The 24,337-nt window shown below is 35.5% G+C and carries 24 protein-coding genes and 1 riboswitch; of the genes, 18 read left to right on the top strand and 6 right to left on the bottom strand.

The features are described from left to right. Positions 1–115: 115 nt before the first annotated feature. On the bottom strand, positions 116–1,633 hold the full coding sequence (locus ACNQGJ_RS03410) for a hypothetical protein (protein WP_417970061.1): 1,518 nt from the start codon (positions 1,631–1,633) through the stop codon (positions 116–118). A 358-nt stretch (positions 1,634–1,991) separates the two neighbouring features. Here ACNQGJ_RS03410 and polA point away from each other — a divergent pair, with 358 nt between their 5' ends. After that, the gene (polA, locus tag ACNQGJ_RS03405; RefSeq protein WP_417970063.1) at positions 1,992–4,835 is read left to right on the top strand and encodes a DNA polymerase I; all 2,844 of its coding nucleotides are present in this window, start codon (positions 1,992–1,994) and stop codon (positions 4,833–4,835) included. A gap of 85 nt (positions 4,836–4,920) precedes the next feature. On the opposite strand, the gene ACNQGJ_RS03400 is transcribed toward polA, so the two are convergent. After that, positions 4,921–5,943, bottom strand: a complete 1,023-nt coding sequence (locus ACNQGJ_RS03400; protein WP_417970065.1) for a LacI family DNA-binding transcriptional regulator — start codon at positions 5,941–5,943, stop codon at positions 4,921–4,923. Positions 5,944–6,377: 434 nt separating this feature from the next. On the opposite strand from ACNQGJ_RS03400, the gene ACNQGJ_RS03395 reads away from it, so the two are divergent. From ACNQGJ_RS03395 to ACNQGJ_RS03320, 16 genes are all read left to right on the top strand, one after another. Beyond that, positions 6,378–7,130: a ferritin-like domain-containing protein gene (locus ACNQGJ_RS03395; RefSeq protein WP_417970067.1), complete on the top strand. Its 753-nt coding sequence runs from the start codon at positions 6,378–6,380 to the stop codon at positions 7,128–7,130. A gap of 19 nt (positions 7,131–7,149) precedes the next feature. Continuing rightward, positions 7,150–7,962 carry a ferritin-like domain-containing protein gene (locus ACNQGJ_RS03390; protein WP_417970069.1) on the top strand — a complete coding sequence of 271 codons (813 nt, stop codon included), beginning with the start codon at positions 7,150–7,152 and terminating at the stop codon, positions 7,960–7,962. A 230-nt stretch (positions 7,963–8,192) separates the two neighbouring features. Continuing rightward, entirely contained in the window at positions 8,193–8,648 is a 456-nt protein-coding gene (gene rplM, locus ACNQGJ_RS03385) for a 50S ribosomal protein L13 (protein ID WP_091202984.1), read from the top strand. After that, complete coding sequence (gene rpsI, locus ACNQGJ_RS03380) at positions 8,648–9,034, top strand: 30S ribosomal protein S9 (RefSeq protein ID WP_073204671.1); 387 nt, start codon at positions 8,648–8,650, stop codon at positions 9,032–9,034. The genes rplM and rpsI overlap by 1 nt, the downstream gene beginning before the upstream one ends. Before the next feature lie 175 nt (positions 9,035–9,209). Further along, positions 9,210–10,022: a 30S ribosomal protein S2 gene (rpsB, locus tag ACNQGJ_RS03375; RefSeq protein WP_417970072.1), complete on the top strand. Its 813-nt coding sequence runs from the start codon at positions 9,210–9,212 to the stop codon at positions 10,020–10,022. Positions 10,023–10,155: 133 nt separating this feature from the next. Further along, complete coding sequence (gene tsf, locus ACNQGJ_RS03370; RefSeq protein ID WP_417970074.1) at positions 10,156–10,980, top strand: translation elongation factor Ts; 825 nt, start codon at positions 10,156–10,158, stop codon at positions 10,978–10,980. A 166-nt stretch (positions 10,981–11,146) separates the two neighbouring features. After that, positions 11,147–11,800 carry a queuosine precursor transporter gene (locus tag ACNQGJ_RS03365; protein ID WP_417970076.1) on the top strand — a complete coding sequence of 218 codons (654 nt, stop codon included), beginning with the start codon at positions 11,147–11,149 and terminating at the stop codon, positions 11,798–11,800. A 2-nt stretch (positions 11,801–11,802) separates the two neighbouring features. Then, complete coding sequence (locus ACNQGJ_RS03360; protein ID WP_417970078.1) at positions 11,803–12,363, top strand: DNA-3-methyladenine glycosylase I; 561 nt, start codon at positions 11,803–11,805, stop codon at positions 12,361–12,363. Between the two features lie 91 nt (positions 12,364–12,454). Next, positions 12,455–12,551, top strand: a riboswitch (TPP riboswitch). 63 nt (positions 12,552–12,614) lie between these two features. Beyond that, the gene (gene thiS, locus ACNQGJ_RS03355; RefSeq protein WP_417970080.1) at positions 12,615–12,821 is read left to right on the top strand and encodes a sulfur carrier protein ThiS; all 207 of its coding nucleotides are present in this window, start codon (positions 12,615–12,617) and stop codon (positions 12,819–12,821) included. Positions 12,822–13,104: 283 nt separating this feature from the next. After that, on the top strand, positions 13,105–14,949 hold the full coding sequence (gene thiC / locus ACNQGJ_RS03350; protein WP_417970082.1) for a phosphomethylpyrimidine synthase ThiC: 1,845 nt from the start codon (positions 13,105–13,107) through the stop codon (positions 14,947–14,949). A 38-nt stretch (positions 14,950–14,987) separates the two neighbouring features. Continuing rightward, positions 14,988–15,587 carry a thiamine phosphate synthase gene (locus ACNQGJ_RS03345; RefSeq protein ID WP_417970084.1) on the top strand — a complete coding sequence of 200 codons (600 nt, stop codon included), beginning with the start codon at positions 14,988–14,990 and terminating at the stop codon, positions 15,585–15,587. Next, entirely contained in the window at positions 15,560–16,315 is a 756-nt protein-coding gene (locus tag ACNQGJ_RS03340) for a hydroxymethylpyrimidine/phosphomethylpyrimidine kinase (RefSeq protein ID WP_417970086.1), read from the top strand. The genes ACNQGJ_RS03345 and ACNQGJ_RS03340 overlap by 28 nt, the downstream gene beginning before the upstream one ends. Then, positions 16,308–16,940 carry a thiamine phosphate synthase gene (locus ACNQGJ_RS03335; RefSeq protein ID WP_417970088.1) on the top strand — a complete coding sequence of 211 codons (633 nt, stop codon included), beginning with the start codon at positions 16,308–16,310 and terminating at the stop codon, positions 16,938–16,940. Before ACNQGJ_RS03340 ends, ACNQGJ_RS03335 begins: the two co-directional genes overlap by 8 nt. Then, positions 16,927–17,697, top strand: a complete 771-nt coding sequence (locus ACNQGJ_RS03330) for a thiazole synthase (protein ID WP_417970090.1) — start codon at positions 16,927–16,929, stop codon at positions 17,695–17,697. The genes ACNQGJ_RS03335 and ACNQGJ_RS03330 overlap by 14 nt, the downstream gene beginning before the upstream one ends. An 87-nt stretch (positions 17,698–17,784) precedes the next feature. Then, the gene (thiH, locus tag ACNQGJ_RS03325) at positions 17,785–18,948 is read left to right on the top strand and encodes a 2-iminoacetate synthase ThiH (protein ID WP_417970092.1); all 1,164 of its coding nucleotides are present in this window, start codon (positions 17,785–17,787) and stop codon (positions 18,946–18,948) included. 170 nt (positions 18,949–19,118) lie between these two features. Further along, positions 19,119–19,829, top strand: a complete 711-nt coding sequence (locus ACNQGJ_RS03320) for a HesA/MoeB/ThiF family protein (protein WP_417970094.1) — start codon at positions 19,119–19,121, stop codon at positions 19,827–19,829. 3 nt (positions 19,830–19,832) lie between these two features. On the opposite strand, the gene aat is transcribed toward ACNQGJ_RS03320, so the two are convergent. The 3 genes from aat to ACNQGJ_RS03305 form a co-directional block, all read right to left on the bottom strand. Then, positions 19,833–20,471, bottom strand: a complete 639-nt coding sequence (aat, locus tag ACNQGJ_RS03315) for a leucyl/phenylalanyl-tRNA--protein transferase (protein ID WP_417970096.1) — start codon at positions 20,469–20,471, stop codon at positions 19,833–19,835. A gap of 81 nt (positions 20,472–20,552) precedes the next feature. Next, complete coding sequence (locus ACNQGJ_RS03310; RefSeq protein ID WP_417970098.1) at positions 20,553–20,933, bottom strand: DUF3127 domain-containing protein; 381 nt, start codon at positions 20,931–20,933, stop codon at positions 20,553–20,555. Positions 20,934–20,957: 24 nt separating this feature from the next. Next, a complete protein-coding gene (locus tag ACNQGJ_RS03305) occupies positions 20,958–21,839 on the bottom strand; it encodes a flavin reductase family protein (protein ID WP_417970100.1) in 882 nt (293 codons plus the stop codon). Positions 21,840–22,013: 174 nt separating this feature from the next. Here ACNQGJ_RS03305 and ACNQGJ_RS03300 point away from each other — a divergent pair, with 174 nt between their 5' ends. Then, complete coding sequence (locus ACNQGJ_RS03300; RefSeq protein ID WP_417970102.1) at positions 22,014–23,162, top strand: sensor histidine kinase; 1,149 nt, start codon at positions 22,014–22,016, stop codon at positions 23,160–23,162. Here the strand turns inward: ACNQGJ_RS03300 and ACNQGJ_RS03295 are convergent. Further along, positions 23,159–24,331, bottom strand: coding sequence for a transglutaminase domain-containing protein (locus ACNQGJ_RS03295; RefSeq protein WP_417970104.1), 1,173 nt, complete (start codon positions 24,329–24,331; stop codon positions 23,159–23,161). The genes ACNQGJ_RS03300 and ACNQGJ_RS03295 overlap by 4 nt on opposite strands. Positions 24,332–24,337 lie beyond the last annotated feature (6 nt).

The raw sequence follows: 24,337 nt of genomic DNA, 5'->3' as shown, positions 1-24,337 counted from the left end.
ACGGTTGATTAAACTTAAAAAAGAACCAAAGTAGACATATAAAAAAATTGCATTATTCTGTAATTCGAATAATGCAATTTTTAAGAATTTCAAACTGATACTTCTTTTTATTATTCTAATTTATTATAAGTGTCATATTTGTCGTTAAAAATGAAGTAGGACCTGAATACTTCTGGGCAAAAACCTCAACATAATCACCATTAGATAATTCAACAATAGCATTTATGGGCACTACTACAATATCACCATTAGCTGTTCCTCTTCCATAAACTTTATATTGTGTCAAACCCGTCGTAAATCCATTTTTAGCAACATAAATGATATAAATTGAAGCTCCTGAAACTTGGAAAGAAATTGATCCATTAATATTAAAAAATCTTTTACCACTACCCAAATACCTAAGTCTATTATTAACGGCTGGATCATCAGTAGAAAATCTAAAAAGATTGGAAGCAACTGAATCACCTCCAACTTTCACAATATTACTTGGACTGCTGGAACTAAAAGTAGTAGAAGCACCAAAGCCTACATCATAACTAAAAGCCAATCCTCCAGTAGCTGCTAAATCTTTTTCTTCAGAAATTCCCGGGCAACTAATATACCACTTATTATTAAAATTGTACCCTACATAAGTGCCTACTCCCGTATACCCATTCACATATTTACCAGTAGTAATAACCCCTGAAAAAACTACTGATTCAATAGTAGCGTTGCCATCTATAAGAGGGTTAGATGCAACATCAAATCCAATACTACTTCCTGTAACCTCACTAAATCCTCCTTGTTTGGCTACTTGTCCAAATGTACCAACAATCTTTTCATAAGTCCCAGAATTACCAAGAGGTAAGCTGCCCCCAAACCAACCTGCATTATTAATCAATAATTTAGTGATATTTTCATAAATAATTCCATTTGTATTACCTACATATTGTACAATACTTACAAACACCAATGAGAAACCTTTGATAAGACCTACATTAGCTGAATTTGCGACAATACCATCTCTAAAAATTAAATTTGGGGTTCCGTCTCCTGTAATATTAAAAACCTTACCACCCGCACCAGATGCCACTAAAGTTAATACCCTAATTGACCCACCTGTTGTTCCCGTAAAAAGATCTCCGCTAAGTTTAACCAATTTATCCTCTCCAGAATCTAAACCAGCAACATAAGCATTATTCAATTCAATAGGAAAATTAAAAACAACAGTTCCGTTAATCTCATACAAAGTACTAGAGTCCAAAACATACTTACTTCCTCCACCTAAAGCAAGTTCAGCTGCTAAAACTGTTGCTAAAACATCCGAAGATTTTATACGTTTAAATTTAAGTCTCCCATTACCACCACTATTCAATACATTCCAAGAACTTGTGCCTGTAGTGTAATGATAAAACGATTTCAAATCCGTATCGTAAACCATTAAACCGTCGGCTGGAGACGCAATAGCCGTTCTTTGTAAAGTCGTCATTCTGGGTGTTAACATACCTTGCGTCGTCGACGAAACATCCAATACGGAACTTGCATGGGGTGTAATAGTTCCGATACCCACTTGGGCAGACACATTTGCAGTTATTATTATGAAAAATAACATGCAGGCTTGTAATACCTTTTTTGAAAAATAATTTTTTCTCATAATATTACGAATTAAAGATTAACATAAAGAACTTCATCGGACTCAAAATCTCCTTTGTAAATTTACGAAAAGCAACGTTTAAGTACATAAATAATCGTTTAAATGCATTATTTTGGCAAAATGATATCTCAATTCTTACAGACAATATTTCTGGATAAACTTGTGTTTAAAGATTAATAATTATTTTCTTTCAAATAAGTATTCATTATTTTTCGGCCTAGTCGAATGGATTACAAAAATAAGTTTACGAGAAATTTTATCAATTTAAAAAAAAACACACCAGTTTCAATCACAAGAAATTTTTCACTCCTTTATCTGCCAAGTTTTGTACTTTTGAAAACTTTACAAAATCACACTTATGTCACAACAAAAACGCCTTTTCCTTCTTGATGCCTATGCCTTAATTTTTCGAGGCTATTATGCTTTTATAAAAAATCCAAGAATCAACTCGAAAGGGATGGACACATCAGCTATTATGGGATTTATGAACTCCTTAATGGATGTTATTAAAAGAGAGAAACCAGACCATTTAGCCGTTGCCTTCGACAATGGCGGAAGCCAATTGAGAAATGATATATTTCCAGAGTACAAAGCCAATCGCGATGCCACTCCTGAAGCTATTAAAATTGCAATTCCGTACATACAAGATTTATTGAAAGCCATGCACATACCTATCATAGAAGTAAAAGGATATGAGGCTGATGATTTAATTGGAACGATTGCTAAACAAGCCGAAAAACAAAACTATAAAGTCTTTATGGTAACCCCAGACAAGGATTTTGCACAACTCGTTTCTGAGAATATATTCATGTACAAACCTGCCCGAATGGGCAATGGAATAGAGATTTGGGGGATCCCAGAGGTCCTAGCAAAATTTGAAATCGAGCGACCAGAACAAGTAATTGACTTTCTTGGTATGATGGGCGATGCCGCTGATAATATTCCGGGACTTCCCGGAGTAGGCGAAGTAACGGCTAAGAAATTTTTGAAAGAATTTGGAACCATGGAAAACCTTCTAGCCAATACTGACAAGCTAAAAGGAAAAATGAAAGACAACATTGAAGCCAATAAAGAAAAAGGATTATTATCCAAAACTTTGGCGACAATTTTACTGGATTGTCCAGTTATTTTTGACGAAACAGATTATGAATTATCAACTCCTGATGTTGAAAAAACAGATGCCCTTTTCAATGAATTAGAGTTTAGAAGAATGGCGGAACAATTTGACGCCATGTTTAAAAAAGGCGGAACTGCGACCGCTAACAACAATCCCAGTGACGAGAGCAAACTGTACAAAAAACCACAACCAAAAAACGAAGAGCAATTTGATCTTTTTGGAAGTACTATACCGGATAATTCTTCAGAAGAGACACGTCATCAATTTTACAATTCATTAGAAAACACCGAACATTCGTATCAGATAATTCAAGGGGATTTAGGGCTGAGATTGCTGTTGCAAAATTTACAAAATCAATCATCGGTGTGTTTTGACACAGAGACAACGGGTTTAGATGCTTTGCATGCGGAATTAGTTGGAATCTCATTTTCATATGAAAAGGGAAAAGGATTTTATGTTCCGTTTCCGGAAAACCGTGAAGAAGCACAAATTTTAATCGAAAAATTCATTCCGTTTTTCGAAAATGAAAGCATTGAGAAAATTGGTCAGAATTTAAAATATGATTTAAAAATTCTTTCTAATTACAATGTTTCCGTAAAAGGAAAATTATTTGACACCATGATTGCCCATTATTTGATCAATCCGGATATGCGTCATAATATGGATATTTTAGCAGAAACCTATTTAAAATATTCCCCGAAATCGATAGAAAACTTAATAGGAAAAAAAGGGAAAAACCAGAAATCAATGCGTGACGTTGAACTGGAAGAAATTAAAGAATATGCCGTTGAGGATGCTGATGTTACTTTGCAACTCAAAGAAATATTCATTTTAGAATTAGACAAAACCGGAACCAAGAAGCTTTTTGAGGAAATTGAAATTCCATTGGTACAAGTTCTGGCTGACATGGAAAAAGAAGGAATTCGTGCAGACGTAGATTTCTTGAAATCATTATCAAAAACATTAGATGATGATATTAAAATATTGGAAGCAAACATATTTGAAACTGCTGGTGAGAAATTTAATTTGGCTTCACCAAAACAATTAGGCGATGTTTTATTTGATAAATTGAAAATTGGCGGAACCAAACAAAAGAAAACCAAAACCGGTCAATATGCCACCGGGGAAGAAATCCTGAGTTATTTAGCCGCCGAAAACCCAATTGTAAAAGACATTCAGGACTGGCGACAATTAGTGAAACTGCAAAACACGTATGTTAATGCGCTGCCCAATCAGGTAGATGAAATCTCTCGCCGCATTCACACCGATTATATGCAAACTGTTGCCGCAACAGGGCGTTTGAGCTCCAATAATCCAAATTTACAGAATATTCCCATTCGTACCGAACGAGGCCGACAAATCCGGAAAGCATTCGTGGCACGAGATGAAAACTATACTTTAGTTTCTGCGGATTATTCTCAAATAGAATTGCGTGTAATTGCTGCATTAAGTGGGGAAGAAAACATGATAAAGGCATTCCAAAATCATGAAGACATTCACAAATCTACCGCTTCAAAAGTATTTAATGTTCCACTTGAAGAAGTGACTCGTGAGCAACGAAGTCACGCCAAAACGGTAAATTTCGGAATTATATATGGCGTTTCGGCTTTTGGACTGAGCAATCAAACTTCGTTGTCCAGAAGTGAAAGTGCGGCTTTGATTGAAGCCTATTACCAAACTTATCCAAGATTAAAATCGTATATTCAGGAACAAATAGATTTTGCAAGAGAGAATGGTTATGTGCAAACAATCCTTGGGCGTCGTCGCTATTTGAAAGATATCAATTCACAAAACGCCATCGTTCGTGGTGGTGCAGAACGAAATGCGGTAAACGCGCCAATACAAGGAAGTGCTGCCGATATCATCAAAATTGCGATGATTAATATTCATCAAAAACTAACATCAGAAAACTGGAAAAGTAAAATGTTGTTACAGGTTCATGATGAGCTTGTTTTCGATGTGCATAATTCGGAACTAGAAAAAATTAAACCGATGATAAAATACGAAATGGAACATGCCTTTACGCTTGATGTTCCGTTGGATGTTGATTTAGGAGCAGGAAAAGATTGGCTGGAAGCACATTAAAATATCTTCCATTATACTTATAAAAAAAATCTCTATTCATTTAAAAACGAGTAGAGATTTTTTTATAGTTATATTATTTGAGTTTTTACAATTTTCTTGTTGACTCTCTTTCTTTCAATTTGGTTTTGATTACCACAGTTTCATAAGGAAGATGCTCTTCTTTAGATTCTAATCTGTCAATCAGCAATTTAGCAGCCACTTCTCCTATTTCTATTCCGTGCTGACTCACTGTCGTTAAACTTGGAGATAATCTTCGGGAAGCAAGAATTCCATCGGCAAAACCAATAATAGAAATATCTTCCGGAACTTTAAATCCTTTTTTAAGCGCAATACGTAAAGCGGCAACAGAATCATTTTCTTCAAGAGCAAAAATCCCATCAATTTTATTTTCAAAAACTTTTTCAATTTTATCCTTTAAATCATCTTCAGAATCCGTTCTTAAAATAATATTATCAATTACAGGAATATTATTATTTTCAAGTGCTTTTAGATATCCTTCAGTTCTTAGTTTCCCTACACTTAAATTATCAATGGAGGATAACAAAGCGATATTCTTACATCCTAAATCAATTAAATGCTGAGTAGAATTTAGGGCTGAATCAAAATCATCAACAATTACTTTGTCACAATCTACACCATCAGCAATGCGATCAAACATAACTATTGGAGTTCCATCATTAATGATTGCAGAGAAATGTTCGTATTCCAGATTTTTTTGCGCTTCTTCAGAAACAGAAACAATAAATCCGTCAATCGTTCCATTGCTCAGCATTTCCAGCGTATGTGCTTCTTTTTCTGATGATTCGTTAGAGATACACATAATAACATTGTACCCCTTTTCATCGGCTACTTTTTCGATACCGCTAAATACTTTAGCAAAAAAAGAATTTAAAATATTTGGAATAATTACACCAATGGTTTTTGTCTTCCTATTTTTAAGATTTAGACCAATTATATTGGGTTTGTAATTTTTAAGCTTAGCATATTCTTTAATTTTAACCTTCGTCTGCTCGCTAATCTCGGGGCTATCGTTCAACGCTTTCGAAACTGTTGAAACCGAAACATTAAGTTCTTTAGCAATTTGTTTTAATGTAGCTTTAGCTTTCATAGATTTAAGATATTAACAAACCAGGACGATTATATGGTAATTATACAAACTATTATAATAATTTTATAATAATGTCCATTAAAATTAAACCACCTTTACATTGTAATTAATTGGAAATCAACAACAAAGATGTTTGTTTTTGTTATTATTTTTGCATATAACAAATGATTGATCGCAAATATACATATTAAATCATTAAACAGAAAGAATACAACTAGTAACCTTTTAAATGTTAAGAGTATGAAAAAAATGAAGTTTTGATTCAATAAATAGGACCAAAAACTACCCGTAACATGCCCGAAAATTTCTGTAATTAACTTTTTTAAGTATTATTATTAAAAAATTTATAAAATTCTAAAACTGAACACCTTAAAATTTCGTTTATACCTATTAAACATATAATTACTATTAATAACCTTTAAAGAAAGTAAATTATGAAAAATGTAGTTTCGATTCAAGAAGTAAAACCATCTTTGACAAACAGAAGGAGCTTCCTGAAAATTAGTGGCCTCACACTTGTGGGCACCAGTTTGTTATTAGCGGGCTGTAATAATGACGATGATGGGGATGATGGGAATGATCCGGTAAATAAGTTCCCTGGACTGCGAAATGGAGTTTTTGATTTAGGTGGCGGAGATTTTGGTGTCTTATCCTATGCTTATGCATTGGAACAATTAGAAGCTGATTTTTATACTAAAGTAGTAAACGCTTCAGGATTCACGACGAATTTCACAGCGCAAGATCAAATAGTTCTTACTGATTTGTATCGTCATGAAGTTATTCACAGAGAATTTTTCAAGACTGCCTTAACAGGTGCTCTACCAGACGCTAAAACCCAGTTGCTACCCAGCTTAGCTTTTGATTATGGAACCTTGAATTTCAGCAACCGCACTCAAGTCCTAGCTACAGCCAAAGCCCTGGAAGACACTGGAGTAGCTGCTTACAACGGTGCTGGTAAATTATTAAAAAGTCCCGATTACCTTTTGTTAGCAGGGAAAATAGTTTCTGTTGAAGCAAGACATGCATCAGCTATTAGAAGTTTAATCAATCCAAATTCAAAAGATTTTGCAGGCGATGATGTTGTAAATGTCACTACGGGATTAGATGTTGCAAGTAATCCATCGCAAGTAATTCCAATTGCTGGAGGATTTATCACCACAAAATTTACTGCTCAGTATTTACCTTAAACTTTTAAACTTAGAAATTATGAACATATTAAAATTTATAGAGTCTCTTGCAGATGAAAGTGTAATGCAAGCTAAAGGCTCCAGAAGAGAAAGTTTAGGCCAATTCAGTAAATTAGGTAAAAATTTAGCATTAGCTGCGATTCCATTCGGATTAGCATCAGTATCAACTTCAGCTTATGCGGCGGATATTTCGCCAACGCCGAGTACGCCAATTGGGGCTTTACAATTAGCCTTGACATTAGAATATCTTGAAAAAGAATTTTACCAGATGGCTTTAGATTCTAATGTAATACCTTTATCTGAAAATGCAGGACGTGATAGAAAGGTTTTTGAACAGATTTCTAAACACGAAAACAGCCATGTGACTTTTCTAATCGCAGGATTAGGAGGTACCGCAAGTGCAAACTTTGTCCCTAAACCCACTTTTGATTTCACCGTTAATGGTGCTTTTAAACCCTTTACCGATTACCCAACATTTCTTGCCTTGGCACAAGCCTTCGAAGACACAGGAGTAAGAGCTTACAAAGGACAGGCTGGAAATCTAATTTCAACTCCCGACTTGTTAACCGCGGCATTACAAATTCACTCTGTTGAAGCCCGACATGCATCGGAAGTAAGAAGGTTAAGAGGATTAAAAGGCTGGATTACAGGAAATCAAAGAGGTGCAGGTATGCCAGCAGCAACACAAGCCGTATATGACGGTGAAGAAGTTACAGTGCAAGCAGGATACAATACAGCTTCATTATTTGGAGCAGATGCAGGTTCAGAATCTTATGACGAGCCACTGACTACAGCTCAAGCGGTAGCAATCGCAAATATTTTTATCGTATAAAAATAATTCCATTCCTTATTAAAACCATTTGAATTTACAATTCAAATGGTTTTTTTGTGTATCACACTAAATATTACCATATTATTACATTTATTATCATTATTTTCATAAAATAATAATCTATAGATTCATCGTTAAAATTATCTTTTACAGGTGTTTGTATTTAAAATAATTAATTGTACTTTTGCAACCCCTTTATTGGGGATGGAATGTTTAATTAAAAATATATTATGGACGCATTAAGCTACAAGACACAATCAGCAAGCAAAGCCACCGTTACAAAAGAGTGGATTGTTGTAGATGCTGATGGTCACAACTTAGGTCGTCTTGCTTCAAAAGTCGCTATGATTTTGAGAGGTAAGTACAAGCCAAGTTACACACCACACGTGGACTGCGGAGATAACGTAATCGTTATCAACTCAGAAAAAATTAACCTAACAGGTAACAAAATGGATGAAAAAACATACATCCGTCACACTGGTTACCCTGGAGGTCAAAGAACTTTAACTGCTAAAGTATTGCAAGCGAAGAATCCTGCATTACTAGTAGAAAAAGCAATAAAAGGGATGTTGCCAAAAAATAAAATTGGTGCTGAACTTTTTAGAAATTTAAATGTTGTTGTAGGATCAGAGCACAAACAAGGCGCTCAAAAACCTAGAACAGTTAACCTTAACGATCTTAAGTAATGGGAGTTATTCACAAAATCGGTAGAAGAAAAACCGCTGTTGCACGTGTTTATGTTTCGGAAGGAACAGGAGTAATCGTTGTAAACAAAAAACCATTCGAAACTTATTTCCCAACAGCAACTTTACAGTATAAAGTTTTACAACCAATGTCTATGACAGAAAATGTAAGCAACTTTGACGTAAAAGTTAATGTTTACGGAGGTGGTTCAACTGGTCAAGCAGAAGCTGTAAGAATGGCATTGGCACGCGTTATGTGTGAAGTAAATGCTGAAAATAGAGCTATCTTGAAACCAGAAGGTTTATTGACAAGAGATCCAAGAATGGTTGAACGTAAGAAATTCGGTCAGAAGAAAGCTCGTAAGAGATTCCAATTCTCTAAACGTTAATATTACCTGTCTTGTTCAAATGGGACAAGATATCGTTCATTTATTATTGAATTTAAAAAACAAAGTTGTTGTTGCTCTCCTATCGAGGTAGGAAATAGTTTAGCATCTAAATGTATAAAGCCGAGCAATCGCCATTTATTCATTGCTAATCAACAGAACGTAAACTAGAACAAAAATGGCAAACAAAGTAGAAGTAAAAGAATTACTAGAAGCAGGTGTTCACTTCGGACACATGACTAGAAAATGGGATCCAAATATGGCTCCTTACATTTATATGGAGCGTAATGGTATTCACATTATCAATCTATATAAAACGGCAGCAAAAATTGAAGAAGCGAATGAAGCTTTGAAAAAAATCGCTGCATCAGGTAGAAAAATATTATTCGTTGCTACCAAAAAACAAGCAAAAGACATCGTTGCTGAAAAAGCAAAAGCTGCAAACATGCCTTACATTACTGAAAGATGGCCTGGTGGAATGCTAACTAACTTCGTAACTATCCGTAAAGCTGTTAAAAAAATGGCTACTATTGATAAAATGAAGAAAGATGGTACATTCATGACCCTTTCTAAAAAAGAACGTTTACAAGTAGATCGTCTTCGTGCTAAATTAGAGAAAAACTTAGGTTCAATCGCTGACATGTCTAGACTACCAGCTGCATTGTTCGTAGTTGATATCAAAGCGGAACACATTGCAATAAAAGAAGCTCAAAAATTAAACATTCCAGTTTTCGCAATGGTGGATACCAATTCTGACCCAAGAGAGGTTGAATTTGTAATCCCATCTAACGATGATGCTTCTAAATCAATTGATAAAATTTTATCTTTAGTTACCGCTGCAATTGTTGAAGGACTTTCTGATAGAGGTTCTGACAAAGAAGGTGAAGCTCCTGCTGAAGTTGTTGCTCCTGCTGCCACTGAAGTTGTTGCTCCTGCTGTAGAAGTAGCTCCTGCTGTAGAAGCTGCTGCTCCAACTGCAACTGAAGAATAAATTAACATTTAATTCCAAGTTTTAAATTCCTCTCCAAAAAAAATTAGAAACCTAAAGTTGATAATTTAATAAAATTGGAAATTGGATTTAACACTTGGAATTTTTTACTTTTAACCTTAAAAAATAATACAATATGGCAACAATTACTGCTGCAGACGTAAATAAATTAAGAACAATCACTGGTGCAGGAATGATGGACTGCAAAAAAGCCTTGGTTGAAGCAGACGGAGATTTTGATTTAGCTATCGAAAACTTACGTAAGAAAGGACAAAAAGTGGCTGCTAACCGTTCAGATAGAGAATCTACTGAAGGCGCTGCAATTGCCGTTGTAAATGCTGACAAAACTGCCGGAGTTGTTATCACATTGAACTGTGAGACTGACTTCGTAGGAATGAATGAAAACTTTGTAAAAATGGCTACTGAAATGGCTAATTTAGCATTGAACTTCAATACTAAAGAAGAATTTTTAGCGGCTGATTTCAACGGAATCACTGTTGCTGATAAATTAATTGAGCAAACAGGAGTTATCGGTGAAAAACTAGAAATTAGAACTTTCGAGAAATTAGAAGGCGCTTTTATTGGTTCTTACATCCACTCTGGAAACAAAATCGCTACTTTAGTTGCTCTTTCAGAAAATGTTGAAGGTGCTGAAGAAGTTTCAAGAAACGTATCTATGCAAGCTGCAGCTATGGCTCCAATTGCACTAAATGAGGCAGGTGTTAATGCAGAAACTATTGCTAAAGAAATCGAAATTGCTAAAGACATCCTACGTCAAGAGGGTAAACCTGAAGCAATGTTAGACAATATTGCTAAAGGTAAATTAGCTCGTTTCTTTAAAGACAACACTTTAGTAAACCAAGATTACATCAAAGACAACAAATTAAGCGTTGCTAATTATGTAAAATCTTTAGATAAAGACCTTATCGTTACCGGTTTCAAAAGAGCTGCTTTAGGATAATCGTTCTAAAATAATTACAGGATTCTAAATTTATTTTAAATTCTGACTATAAATATAAAATCCCATTTGTTCACTCGAATGGGATTTTATATTTTAAATTAACCGTCAGGTTTATCAAACATAAATTTCAAATTAAAATACTAAATTTGAATACTAATTATTTTTTATGTTTAAAACCAAAAAAGAGCTTGTCTTTGTTATTCTCGCCGGAATCTTTATCACTAATGCCGTTACGGCAGAACTCATTGGTGGGAAACTGATACAAGTTGGTCCATTCGTCATGAGCATCGGTATTTTGCCTTGGCCTATTGTTTTCTTGACTACTGATTTAATCAATGAATATTTTGGAGAAAAAGGAGTAAAAAAACTATCTTTAATTACCGCTGGTTTAATTGCTTATGCGTTCGTCCTCCTGTTTTTAGCCATCAATATTCCCGCCGCAAAAGGAATAAGCCCAGTAAATGACGACCAATTCTTTGCAGTTTTTGGGCAAAGCATGTGGATCATCGTTGGAAGCATCATCGCATTCTTGGTTTCTCAATTAATTGACGTAGCTGTTTTTTGGTTTTTCAAAAACCGTACAGGAAATAAAAAAATCTGGCTCAGAGCCACGGGTTCTACTATTATTTCGCAATTATTCGATTCTTTTATTGTTTTGGGAATTGCTTTTTGGTTGCCCGGAAAAATAAATTTTGATACTTTCATCACTTCCGCATTGACGGGTTACACCTTTAAACTCGGAATTGCCATTCTCTTGACTCCTTTAATTTACTTGGGTCATTATATTATAAAAAACTATTTAGCCTCTGAAAAAGAATAATCATGGAAGAAAAAACAAGATGCAAATGGTGTGTTGGTATTGCTATTTACGAAAAATACCATGATGAAGAATGGGGAGTTCCGGTTTATGATGACCAAAAATTATTTGAATTTCTAATCTTGGAAACTTTTCAAGCTGGACTAAGTTGGATTACGATCCTAAAAAAAAGAGAAAACTTCCAATTAGCTTTTGATAATTTTGACTATAAAAAAGTCGCACTATACACCGAAGATAAAATCCAGGAATTACTTCTAAACGCAGGAATAATTCGCAATCAATTAAAAATTCGTGCAGCAGTTTCAAATGCGATTGCCTTTATGAAAGTACAAGAAGAACTTGGTAGTTTTTCAAATTACATTTGGCAATTTACTGATGGACAACCCAATCAAAATAACCGACAATCTTTAAAAGAAGTTCCTTCTACCACTCCACTTTCAGATAAAATAAGCAAAGATTTGAAAAAACGCGGATTCAAATTCGTTGGTTCTACGGTAGTTTATGCACACATGCAAGCAACCGGAATGGTTGATGATCATGTAGCAGATTGCTGGAAAAAAAGGTAATTTTTTAAAAATCAATAACAAAAAAAGTATAAAAAGTTTCTTTTTTTTTCAAAATTTAAGAATCACATCTAAAAAAATATCCTACATTTGTTTCACACTTTAGGGGTGTCTACAACATTGTAGGCTGAGAATTACCCTCTGAACCTGATCTAGTTCATACTAGCGTAGGGAAAAGTAAGATGACTTCCTTGTACATTTATGTACTCCTATAGCCATTCCTAAAGTATAATTGTATACTAAATTCAAAAGGAATGGAACTCAAAATCAACAATCAAACGAAACAATTTGCAACTGACAGTCTAACTGTTCAGGCACTTCTTGACTTGGAAATTCCCATAAAACACAACGGAATTGCCTTTGCCATAAACAATATTATAATTCCAAAATCCAACTGGAATTCCCACATCATTCAAGAAACTGACGACATTCTCATCATTTCTGCAACTCAAGGAGGATAGTTTGGCTGCTCGGGCGGGCTATCCATTTCAAGTCCGCAGTTGCAATCCTATAAAACATAGTCTTAGTCAAAGCTTCCTAAAGGTCGCTTCACTAATCCTTGTTTTATTTGGCTTTCCCCTTTGCGGGCTTTCCATTATTATCCCTAGCAGAACTCTGAATACGAAAAAATTATTTTAATACAAGAAACTATATAAGCTTTAAAAAATAAAACAAAAAAATCTGCTCAATCTCCAATTTCTGCGTGAAATAAAAATCGCTCAATAAACTTTAAGACATCTATAAATGAAATCCGAAGAAAAAATATCAACCACTCCTTTTCCAAACTCTACAAAAATATACGTAGACGGAACCATTCATCGCATAAAAGTAGCGATGCGAGAAATTGCATTGGCTGACACTAAAATGTCAAACGGCAGAATAGAAAAAAATTCGCCCGTAACCGTTTATGATACTTCCGGCCCATTTACCGACCCAAATATCGAAATTGACATTCGAAAAGGATTGCCCCGCATTCGGGAACAATGGATTCTGGATCGTAATGATGTAGAAGAGTTAACTGAAATCTCATCTGAATATGGGAAAAAGCGCCTTAACGACGAAAAACTAAACGAATTTCGTTTCGAATATTTGCACAAACCCATGCGTGCCAAAAAAGGAGCTAACGTCTCTCAATTGTATTATGCAAAACAAGGAATTATTACTCCCGAAATGGAATATATCGCCATTCGTGAAAACCAGCGCATCGAACAATTAAATGACCAACCTAAAGCAATGCAACATCAACACGAAGGAAACAGTTGGGGCGCAAACACTCCCTCCCCTTCGGAGAGGGCCGGGGTGGGGAAAATCACACCTGAATTTGTCCGAAGCGAAGTAGCCAGAGGTCGTGCCATTATTCCAAATAATATCAACCACCCCGAAAGCGAACCAATGATTGTGGGACGTAACTTTTTGGTAAAAATTAATGCTAACATCGGGAACAGCTCCGTAACCTCAACGATCGAAGAAGAAGTAGAAAAAGCAGTTTGGGCTTGCCGTTGGGGAGCTGACACGATTATGGATTTATCAACTGGGAAGAATATTCACGAAACCAGAGAATGGATTATCCGAAATTCTCCTGTGCCAATTGGAACGGTGCCTATTTACCAAGCTTTAGAAAAAGTAAATGGTGTTGCCGAAGATCTCACTTGGGAAGTGTATCGTGATACGTTGATCGAACAAGCGGAACAAGGTGTTTCTTATTTTACAATCCATGCTGGTGTTTTATTGCGTTACATTCATTTGACAGCTGACCGTGTTACCGGAATTGTTTCCCGTGGAGGCTCTATCATGGCAAAATGGTGTTTGTTTCACCATAAAGAAAATTTCCTTTACACCCATTTTGAGGACATATGCGAAATCATGAAACAGTATGACGTGGCGTTTTCATTAGGAGACGGTTTGCGCCCAGGTTCTATTGCCGATGCGAATGATGCCGCTCAGTTTGCCGAATTAGAAACACTTGGCGAACTGACAAAAATAGCTTGGAAACATGATGTTCAAGTATTTATTGAAGGCCCTGGTCACGTACCGATGCACATGATAAAAGAAAATATGGAAAAACAATTAGAACACTGTGATGAAGCTCCTTTTTATACTTTAGGACCATTAACTACGGACATTGCTCCGGGTTATGACCACATCACCTCTGCCATTGGCGCTGCAATGATTGGCTGGTATGGATGTGCAATGCTGTGTTATGTGACTCCAAAAGAACACCTTGGTTTACCCAACAAAAAAGACGTAAAAGACGGCGTTATCACCTATAAAATTTCGGCTCATGCCGCTGATTTGGCCAAAGGTCATCCCGGATCGCAATACCGTGACAATGCCTTGAGCAAAGCACGTTTTGAATTCCGTTGGGAAGACCAATTCAACTTGTCCTTAGATCCCGATACAGCTCGTGAATTTCATGATGAAACGTTACCTGCAGATGGTGCCAAAGTAGCTCATTTTTGTTCCATGTGTGGACCAAAATTTTGTTCTATGAAAATCTCACAGGAAATTCGTGATGTAGCCGAAGCCGAAAAAGGAATGAAAGAAAAATCACAAGAATTTCTAGAAAGCGGAAAGGAAATTTACATATAAAAAATTAGAAGTTCTAGAAAAGAGAATAAAGCAAAGTCATGATCGTAATCACAAATCCAATTCCTGTAATTAATGAAATCGACACCATTCATTCTCTTTTTGAGAATGGACTGGAGTTGCTTCATATTCGGAAACCTGATTTTTCAGAAACAGAAATGAACGCTTTTTTATCCGAAATAAAATCCGATTTCAAACAGCAGTTGGTTTTGCACAGTCATCATCAACTGGCTTCAACATCTGGAATACATCGGATTCATTTTACAGAAAAAGCAAGAATTGAAACATCCGAGGAAAGTTTAAAAAACTGGAAGAAAAATGGATTTACACTCTCTACTTCAATTCATCAAATGATTGATTTTGAAAAATTATTTGATGCTTTCGACTATGCGCTTTTCGGACCCGTTTTCGAAAGTATTTCTAAACTAAATTACATTTCAAAACTTGACTTTAAAAAAGATTTGCACCAAAGAAAGAATAACAAAACTTCATTAGTAGCACTCGGAGGAATTACATCAGATAAAATCAAAACCGCATTAGAATATGGCTTTGATGATGTGGCACTTTTAGGCACCCTTTGGAACAGTAACCATCCAATAGAAAATTTTAAACAATGCAAGAAAACAGACCTTTCGCAGTAACAATTGCAGGCTTTGATCCTACTGGAGGTGCAGGCGTTTTAGCAGACATCAAGACATTCGAACAACATCATGTGTATGGTTTTGCTGTCAATACTGGCAACACCATTCAAACCGAAAAGGAGTTTTTCGAAATGCACTGGACTGACCAAGCTTTTGTTATGAGATCACTGGACAAATTATTTGAAAATTATGCTATCAAAGCCGTAAAAATTGGAATTGTTCCTTCACTGGATTATTTAAAAGATATTGTTTTCGTTATAAAAAAGCTTTCGCCAAAAACAAAGATCGTCTGGGATACCGTTTTAAAATCTACAACCGAATTTCGTTTTATAACTATAGAAAATCAAGCTGTTTTGACTGAAATATTAAAAAAAATAGACTTAATAACACCCAATTACAATGAAATTTTACAGCTTTCAGCAGCAGAAAAAAATCCTGATTTAATTGCTCACGAGCTGTCAAAATATTGTGCTGTATTACTAAAAGGCGGTCACAATCCACTGGCAATCGGTGTTGATTGTTTATATACCGAAAAGGAAATCTTCAGGCTTGTGCCAAATAACACTTTGGTTTTCGAAAAGCATGGCTCAGGCTGTGTATTGTCATCCGCGATTACTGCCAATTTAGCTCTGGGATTAGACCTGAAAACAGCTTGCATCAATGCGAAAATATATATAGAAACGTACTTAGAATCGAACCAAACAAAATTAGGATACCATCATGTATAATCAATTGCAATACATTTCGCAAGGAAATACAGTCGAAGAACAATTGCACAACATTCACAAAGCACTGGATAATGGCTGTGACTGGATACAAATGCGCTTCAAAAATCAAAATGCGCTTGAAGTTTTCACTTTGGCGGAAGCCATAAAAATTTTATGCAAAGAATATTTAGCCACTTTTATCATCAATGACAACGTCCATTTGGCAAAACAATTAGATGTAGATGGAGTTCATTTGGGTTTAAGTGATATGAAAGTGGAAGAAGCAAGACTAATTTTAGGAAAAACAAAAATTATTGGTGGAACTGCAAATACTTTTGAAGATGTCCTCCAAAGAACAGCCCAAAACTGTGATTATGTTGGTTTGGGTCCATTCCAATTCACAACTACCAAACAAAATTTAAGCCCAATTTTAGGACTTAAAGGGTATAGATTGATTATCCAACAAATGACAATAAAAAACATCCAAATTCCCATTTATGCCATTGGAGGAATCACACTGGAAAACGTTGAAGACCTGATGGAAACCGGAATTCAGGGTATTGCCGTTTCTGGTTTGATCACCCAAAGCGAAAACCCATCACAACTTATCACTCAACTTAACGACAAATTATATGGTACCATTTAAAATAGGAGACAAAACCTTTCAATCCCGCTTGCTTTTAGGCACAGGAAAATTCGGTTCAAATCAACAAATGGAAGAAGCCATTTTAGCATCTGGGAGCGAGTTAGTAACCGTAGCGTTAAAACGTATTGATTTAGAAACTGAAACAGATGCAATTTTATCACATCTAAAACATCCGCTAATTAATTTATTACCCAATACTTCTGGCGCAAGGAATGCTAAAGAAGCGATTTTTGCAGCACAATTAGCGCGAGAGGCATTAGAAACTAACTGGCTTAAACTCGAGATTCATCCGGATCCAAAATATTTAATGCCCGATGCAATTGAAACCTTAAAAGCCACGGAAGCGCTAGCCAAATTAGGGTTTATTATTTTACCTTATATTCATGCAGATCCGGTTTTATGTAAACGTCTGGAAGACGCTGGAACTTCGGCTGTAATGCCACTGGGGTCACCTATTGGCAGTAACAAAGGATTGAAAACCATCGATTTTTTAGAAATAATTATCGAACAGAGCAAAGTTCCCGTGATTATAGATGCCGGAATTGGCGCACCATCCGATGCAGCAAAAGCAATGGAACTTGGAGCTGATGCCGTTTTGGTAAACACAGCAATTGCCGTTGCAGGAAATCCTATATTGATGGCAGAAGCATTTAAAGAAGCCGTCATTGCAGGCCGAAAAGCCTACGAGGCGCAGTTGGCTCAAAAAGTAAATCGCGCGATGGCTTCAAGTCCTTTGACAGCGTTTTTGTATGAGTAATCCTCTCCCCAACCCTCTCCAAAGGAGAGGGGAGCCACAGCCGTATAAAAACATGGAGCAAAGTAAAATTAACTCATTATCTAATAAATGAAAACATTTAAATTGGTTTTAGACAACTACGATTGGGAAACAGTCAAAACAAAAATATACAGTACCACTGCCCAAGAAGTCGAATCTACGTTAGCCAAAAACAAACGCAGTCTCGATGATTTCTTGGCATTAGTTTCACCAGCTGCCAAACCTTACTTAGAGAAAATGGCGCAACTGGCACATGAACTAACCAAAAAAAGATTTGGCAAAACAATTCAAATGTATGTCCCTTTGTATTTAAGTAACGAATGCCAAAACATTTGTACGTATTGTGGGTTTAGTTTAGACAACAAAATCAAACGAAAAACGCTTACCGAAAATGAGATTACGCAAGAAATTGAGGTTTTGAAAAAAGCGGGATTTGATCATGTTTTGTTGGTTACTGGCGAAGCCAATCACACGGTAAATATTCATTATTTTCTAAAGGCAATTGCTCAGATAAAAAACGATTTTTCTACTATTTCAGCCGAAGTGCAACCACTTTCAACAGAAGAATACGAGCAATTGCATGATGCTGGTATTTATTCGATTTTAGTGTATCAGGAAACGTATCATCGTGATGTTTATAAACAATACCATACAAAAGGCAAAAAATCCAATTTTGACTTTCGTTTGGAAACACCGGACCGGATAGGAACTGCCGGTATTCATAAAATTGGATTGGGTGTTTTATTAGGATTAGAAGATTGGCGCACTGACAGTTTTTTTAATGCCTTACATTTAGATTATTTACAAAAAACGTATTGGCAAACGAAATATGCAGTTTCATTTCCCAGATTACGACCGGCAGAAGGAGTTATTAAACCCAACTTTATCATGGATGATGCTGATTTGACCCAGCTCATTTGTGCCTATCGTTTGTGGAATGAAGATTTAGAAATCTCTCTGTCAACCCGTGAGAACGAAAAATTTAGAGATAATATTATTCCAATTGGAATTACCAGTATGAGTGCCGGTTCCAAAACTAATCCCGGAGGTTATGTAGTTGATCCACAATCTTTGGAGCAATTTGAGATTAGTGATGAACGTTCTGCTGCCGAGATTGCAAAAATTATTTCCAGCAAAGGATACGAACCCGTTTGGAAGGATTGGGACAGAAGTTTTAGTCAAAAGTCGAATGTCGAAAGTAAAGAGACAAGAGACAAGAGTCTAAAAATTTAGAAAACAACATGGGTCAACACCTTATATTTTTACTAATAGCAACCGACTTTAAAAAGTTCTCGACTGCGCTCGAACTCACATGTTTTTAACTTTTGACTTATAGACTTTATGACTTTCCAAACTTTATGACTTTATGACTTTATGACTTTCCAACTTTAAGACTAAAAAAAATGAGTATTATTCAAGATTTTTTACGCTATAACCGCCAGATGATGCTGCCGGAAATAGGTGATTCGGGACAAGAAAAACTAAAAAAAGCTAAAGTTTTAGTGATTGGCGCAGGTGGATTGGGTTGTCCTATTTTGCACTATATGGCAACCGCCGGAGTAGGAACTATTGGCATAATTGATTTTGACAAAATCGAATTGCACAACTTACACCGTCAAATTTTATATACGGAGAAGCAAGTTGGCAAATCAAAAGCAATTACAGCCAAATCGGTTTTAGAAACTTTAAATCCATTAATTCATGTTATTGCTTTTGAAGAAAAACTAACGATGGAAAATGCCACGCAAATTATCATGAATTTTGATATAGTTGTTGATGGGAGTGATAATTTTGCTACTCGTTATTTAGTAAACGATACTTGCGTGATGTTAGGCAAATCATTGATTTACGGCAGTATTTTAAAATTTGAGGGACAAATGGCGGTTTTCAATCATAATGGAAATAAAAATCTTCGCGATTTATTCCCCGAACCACCAAATCCAAAAGAAGTTCCCAATTGTAATTTGAACGGTGTATTAGGTACGCTTCCAGGAATTATAGGAACCATGATGGCACATGAAACATTGAAACTGATTGTGGATTTACCTACTTTAGAAAATGAATTAATACTTTACAATACTATGGATTGGAGCTTAAAGAAGTTGAAATTTTAAGAGTTATTTCCCTTTTAAAATTTCCATAAAATCGGTTCTGTCAATTTCCCTGCAACCCAAACTTTCAAGATGCGGATTGTAAACTTGGCAATCTAACAATTTGTAATTTTCTCTTTTTAATTGGTGAACCAATGTTATGAAAGCCGCTTTTGAAGCATTAGAAACTTTAGAAAACATACTCTCCCCACAAAAAACATGTCCCAAATCGATACCATATAAACCGCCAACCAAAACATTTTCTTGCCAGACTTCAACTGATTTTGCAATTCCCAATTCATTTAGTTTACAATAGGCGTCAATCATGTCGTTAGTAATCCAAGTTCCGTTTTGACCGTCGCGCACTATGTTTTGACAATTCGAAATTACGTCCCTGAAATTTTGATTAAAAGTGACCTTGAAAATATTCCGATTCAAAATGTTTCGCATGCTTTTGGAAACAATCAATTCATCCAAAAATAAAACCATTCTAGGATTTGGTGACCACCAAGTTATAGGCTCTCCATCTTCAAACCATGGAAAAATACCATTCGTGTAAGCAAGCTGTAAACGCGCAGCTGACAAATCTCCGCCAAGAGCAAGAATACCTGTGGAACTAGTCTGAGAAACGGGCGGAAAGGATAATACTTCAGTTAAATAATACATTCTTTATTAAAAAATAAAACCCGACCGTATTTTGAATACCTGTCGGGTTTGTTTTTACTATAGCAATAAAAATTCAAATGATTAAAAAGGTAAATCGTCTGCTTCTTCTTCATTTAGGTTTGTTGCTGGTGCAAATGCTTCGGCAGTTGGCATTGGAGGCATTTGTGCTGCAGAAGGAGCTTCAGCTTGCAATTTTCCTATTCTCCATCCTTGGATCGTATTAAAATAAACTGTTTCCCCTTGAGGATTTGTCCATTCTCTACCTCTTAAATTAATATCAATTTTTACAGCTTCTCCTAGTTGAAAACCGTTCAGTAAGTCACATTTATCTTGAACAAATTGAACTAGAATATGTTGCGGATACTGCTCATCAGTTGTAACAACTATATCTCTTTTTTTGAAACCTCCAGATCCAACTTCTTTAGTTTGATCGATCATTTTAATTTTTCCTGTTACTTCCATCTTCTATGTTTTAATTGTTTTGCTCTATTTTTTTCGTTCCGCTAAAAGGACTTTCCATGCTGACAACACGTCATTACAATTTAAATATTTTTTAGCTTCCAAATGTACTGTTTCGGCATCATCGGAACTTAAAACTCCTTTTACAGCGAAATTTTGTTTTACAAAGATACTAACTTCTTCCGTTGTAGGCAAGACTTCAATATTTCCTAAAATTCCTAAATCATTTCCGTCAAACACAGGACTTTCTTTTATAAAATTTGGAATCGAATCAACTCCTATTCCTAATGTAGACAATGGTTTCGGTACTTCAAAAAGTCCTTGATTCGATCTTGAATACCAATTGCCTCCTAATCTCGAAACCAAGTCAATTTTATGCTGATCAATTGCTCCTTTTTCGTCTAAAACGGATTCGTCAATGTGAATGCGCACCACTTCACAAAGCACTAAATTTCCAGCTCCACCTTCTGTTCCTAAAGCAATAATCTGAGTTACTTTGCACTCAAATTGAACGGGTGATTCTTTCACTCTAAAAGGTTTTACCACTTCTGAAGCTATTGGCGTCAAGCCAGATTTTACAAACTCATCAACTCCATCAGCATATTCTGTACTTGCCAGGGAAATCTGTTGTACCATATCAAAATTCACTACATTAATCACTACTTCGCGGGTCGCTTCGGCATTGATTAACGTGTGTTTTATCGAATTGTCCCGAACGCGTCTTGCAGGCGAAAATATCAAAATTGGTGGATTAGCACTAAACACATTAAAGAAACTAAAAGGCGAAACATTAGGATTCCCATTCGCATCCATCGTACTGGCAAAAGCAATTGGTCGTGGCCCAATGGAACTTTGCAAATACCCTTGTAATTTTGCGGTTTCAATACTTTTAGGATCAATGGTAATCATACGTTTTTAATTTATTGCTGAAAGATACAAAAGTAGACAAATGAATTAAGTTTAAGAAGTGTAACCCCAAATTTGAATAAAATATAGGTTTGATTTTCACAAAATAAATTCTTTCTTTAAAACTAAAATACAAAAGCATTTATTTCGTTATATTTACGCCTCTAAATAATATTTATGCAGTTTTCTGAAAGAAGAAATACAACTCGTTGGGTTATTGTTTTTGCATCCTTTTTAATCATCTCATTAATTCTTTGGAACACCTATACCTTTTTTCAAATCTTCAAAAATGAAGAACGATTAAAAATGAATCTTTGGGCAAAAGCTCAAAAAACCCTTAATAATGCCGGTGAAAATACCGATGTAGAACTTCCACTTCAGATTTTCAGCAACAATACTACTATTCCAATAATTGTCACTGAAAACGACCGGATCATAAATACGGTAAACATTGACGATGCTATTGTAAAAGACGAGAGTAAGGCCAAGGATTTTTTATCTAAATTAAAACGCGAAAATGAACCTATTGTTATTGAATATGTCCCAGGAAAATTCCAAAATTTATATTACGGCAATTCCGCATTACTGACAAAATTGAAGTATTACCCTGTTGCATTAGTGCTTATCATTGTACTTTTTGCAGCACTCGTTTACAATTTTTACAGAAGTACAAAAATGGCCACGCAAAACAAACTTTGGGCCGGAATGGCTAAAGAAACCGCACACCAAATAGGAACTCCGCTTTCATCTTTGATTGGCTGGGTCGAACTCTTGAAATCCGAAAATGTGGACGAGAGCACCACTTTTGAAATTGAAAAAGACATTGAACGTTTACAAACCATAACAGACCGTTTCTCTAAAATAGGTTCTGAACCAAGATTAGAAAATAGAGACATCATAGCAGAAACCTTTCAATCTTACGACTATCTCCAATCCCGATTTTCTAAACAAATTGAGTTTTCCTTTAAAGCACCAAAAGCTCCAATCCTGGTCTCTCTGAATCCAACTTTACACAGCTGGACCATTGAAAATCTCGTAAAAAATGCCATCGATGCTATGAAAGGAAAAGGAAAATTAGCACTGGAAATTGATCAAGAAGGTGATTCCGTAAAAATAAACGTTTCAGATACAGGAAGTGGAATTCATAAAAATCAATTCAAAAGTATCTTTGAACCTGGCTTTACTACTAAAAAACGCGGTTGGGGATTAGGTCTGTCATTGACTAAAAGAATCGTGGAGGAATACCATAAAGGAACCATAAAAGTGTTGAATTCCGAGATTGGAAAAGGAACAACAATGCAAGTCAGTTTTAAAAAAACAATTTAATTTAACGGGACGCCAAACCGAGCTAGTTTAGAAAACATCGTTTTTCTGACTATTTTAGATTTACTCAAATAATTTTTTACAAACAATGAATGTTCTTCGGCTTGCGCCAAAGCTGCTTCAATCGATTTTTTAATCGATGCTACATTAGCTGCATTTTGACTGCCAATAGAACCCACGCTATAAATAGTGTTCTGACATTTGGCTAGTTTCTTTTTTGGTGTTTCAATCATTCCACTAATTTCATCATCTGATAAAGCAGGCTTAAACTTATTATTCCTGTAACGAATAAAATCATTCAATAGAACAACCGCCAAATTCATTTCAGTCACAACGGCATTCAATTTTTCAATATTTGTATTTTGTCGCAAATAGGTCAGCTGTTGCTTTTTCCCTTCGTAACGCTCGAGAATCATAGCGTTTTTCAATCCATTTTTCTCTATTCTTTCTGCCGAAGCCCATAATTGATCGGCTTCAGACAAGGCATTGTATTTGATGATTTCTTTCTCAAAATCAAAGTATTTCTTGGTTTTATTGATTTGAATTTTTCCCTCATAAAACTCACTATTGGTAATGGGATAATTCGAAAATTGCCATAAATAATCAAATGGCATGTGCGAAGCGATTATTTTAGCAGTCTCCCCTTTGAAATAATAATTATTTATTTTTTTGAAAAATCGCCCATTATTGACGTAGCCAGAGCCCCAAGTTGGATCAAATAAAAACCATTTTTTGTCAATTTTTGCAGCGATCCACGCGTGAGCTAAATCACTTACTTTTCCGTTTTGTTTTGTATATCCTTCAATTATGCAGGATTGAATGCCTATTTTTTGCGAAAGCTCATTGAAAACAACAGCATAATGAATACAAACCCCTTTTTTAGTCTTTAACGTTCGCACGATTTTTTCTTGTACTGTTTCACTAAAATTTATAGTGTACATATTTGCGATATCATAGCTGATATTTGATGTGGTCCAGTAAAAAACAGCTCTAATTTTATCCGTTTCTGTTTTGAAATTAGCATTAATATAAGTGGCAATTGCATCGGTTGAAGTTGTTAAATTAACTGGAATAGCAGCCATTTTAGCATCAACCAAATGATATTGGGCATTGACCTGACCAATACACTGCAGTGTTAAAAAGAAAAAAAGTACCAAAGAAATGTTTTTCATAGTATA

It is taken from the genome of Flavobacterium cryophilum (assembly GCF_048286555.1).
Taxonomy (GTDB): domain Bacteria; phylum Bacteroidota; class Bacteroidia; order Flavobacteriales; family Flavobacteriaceae; genus Flavobacterium.
The sequence above is the reverse complement of the archived record's forward strand: the minus strand, read 5'-3'. Positions and strand labels throughout refer to the sequence as shown.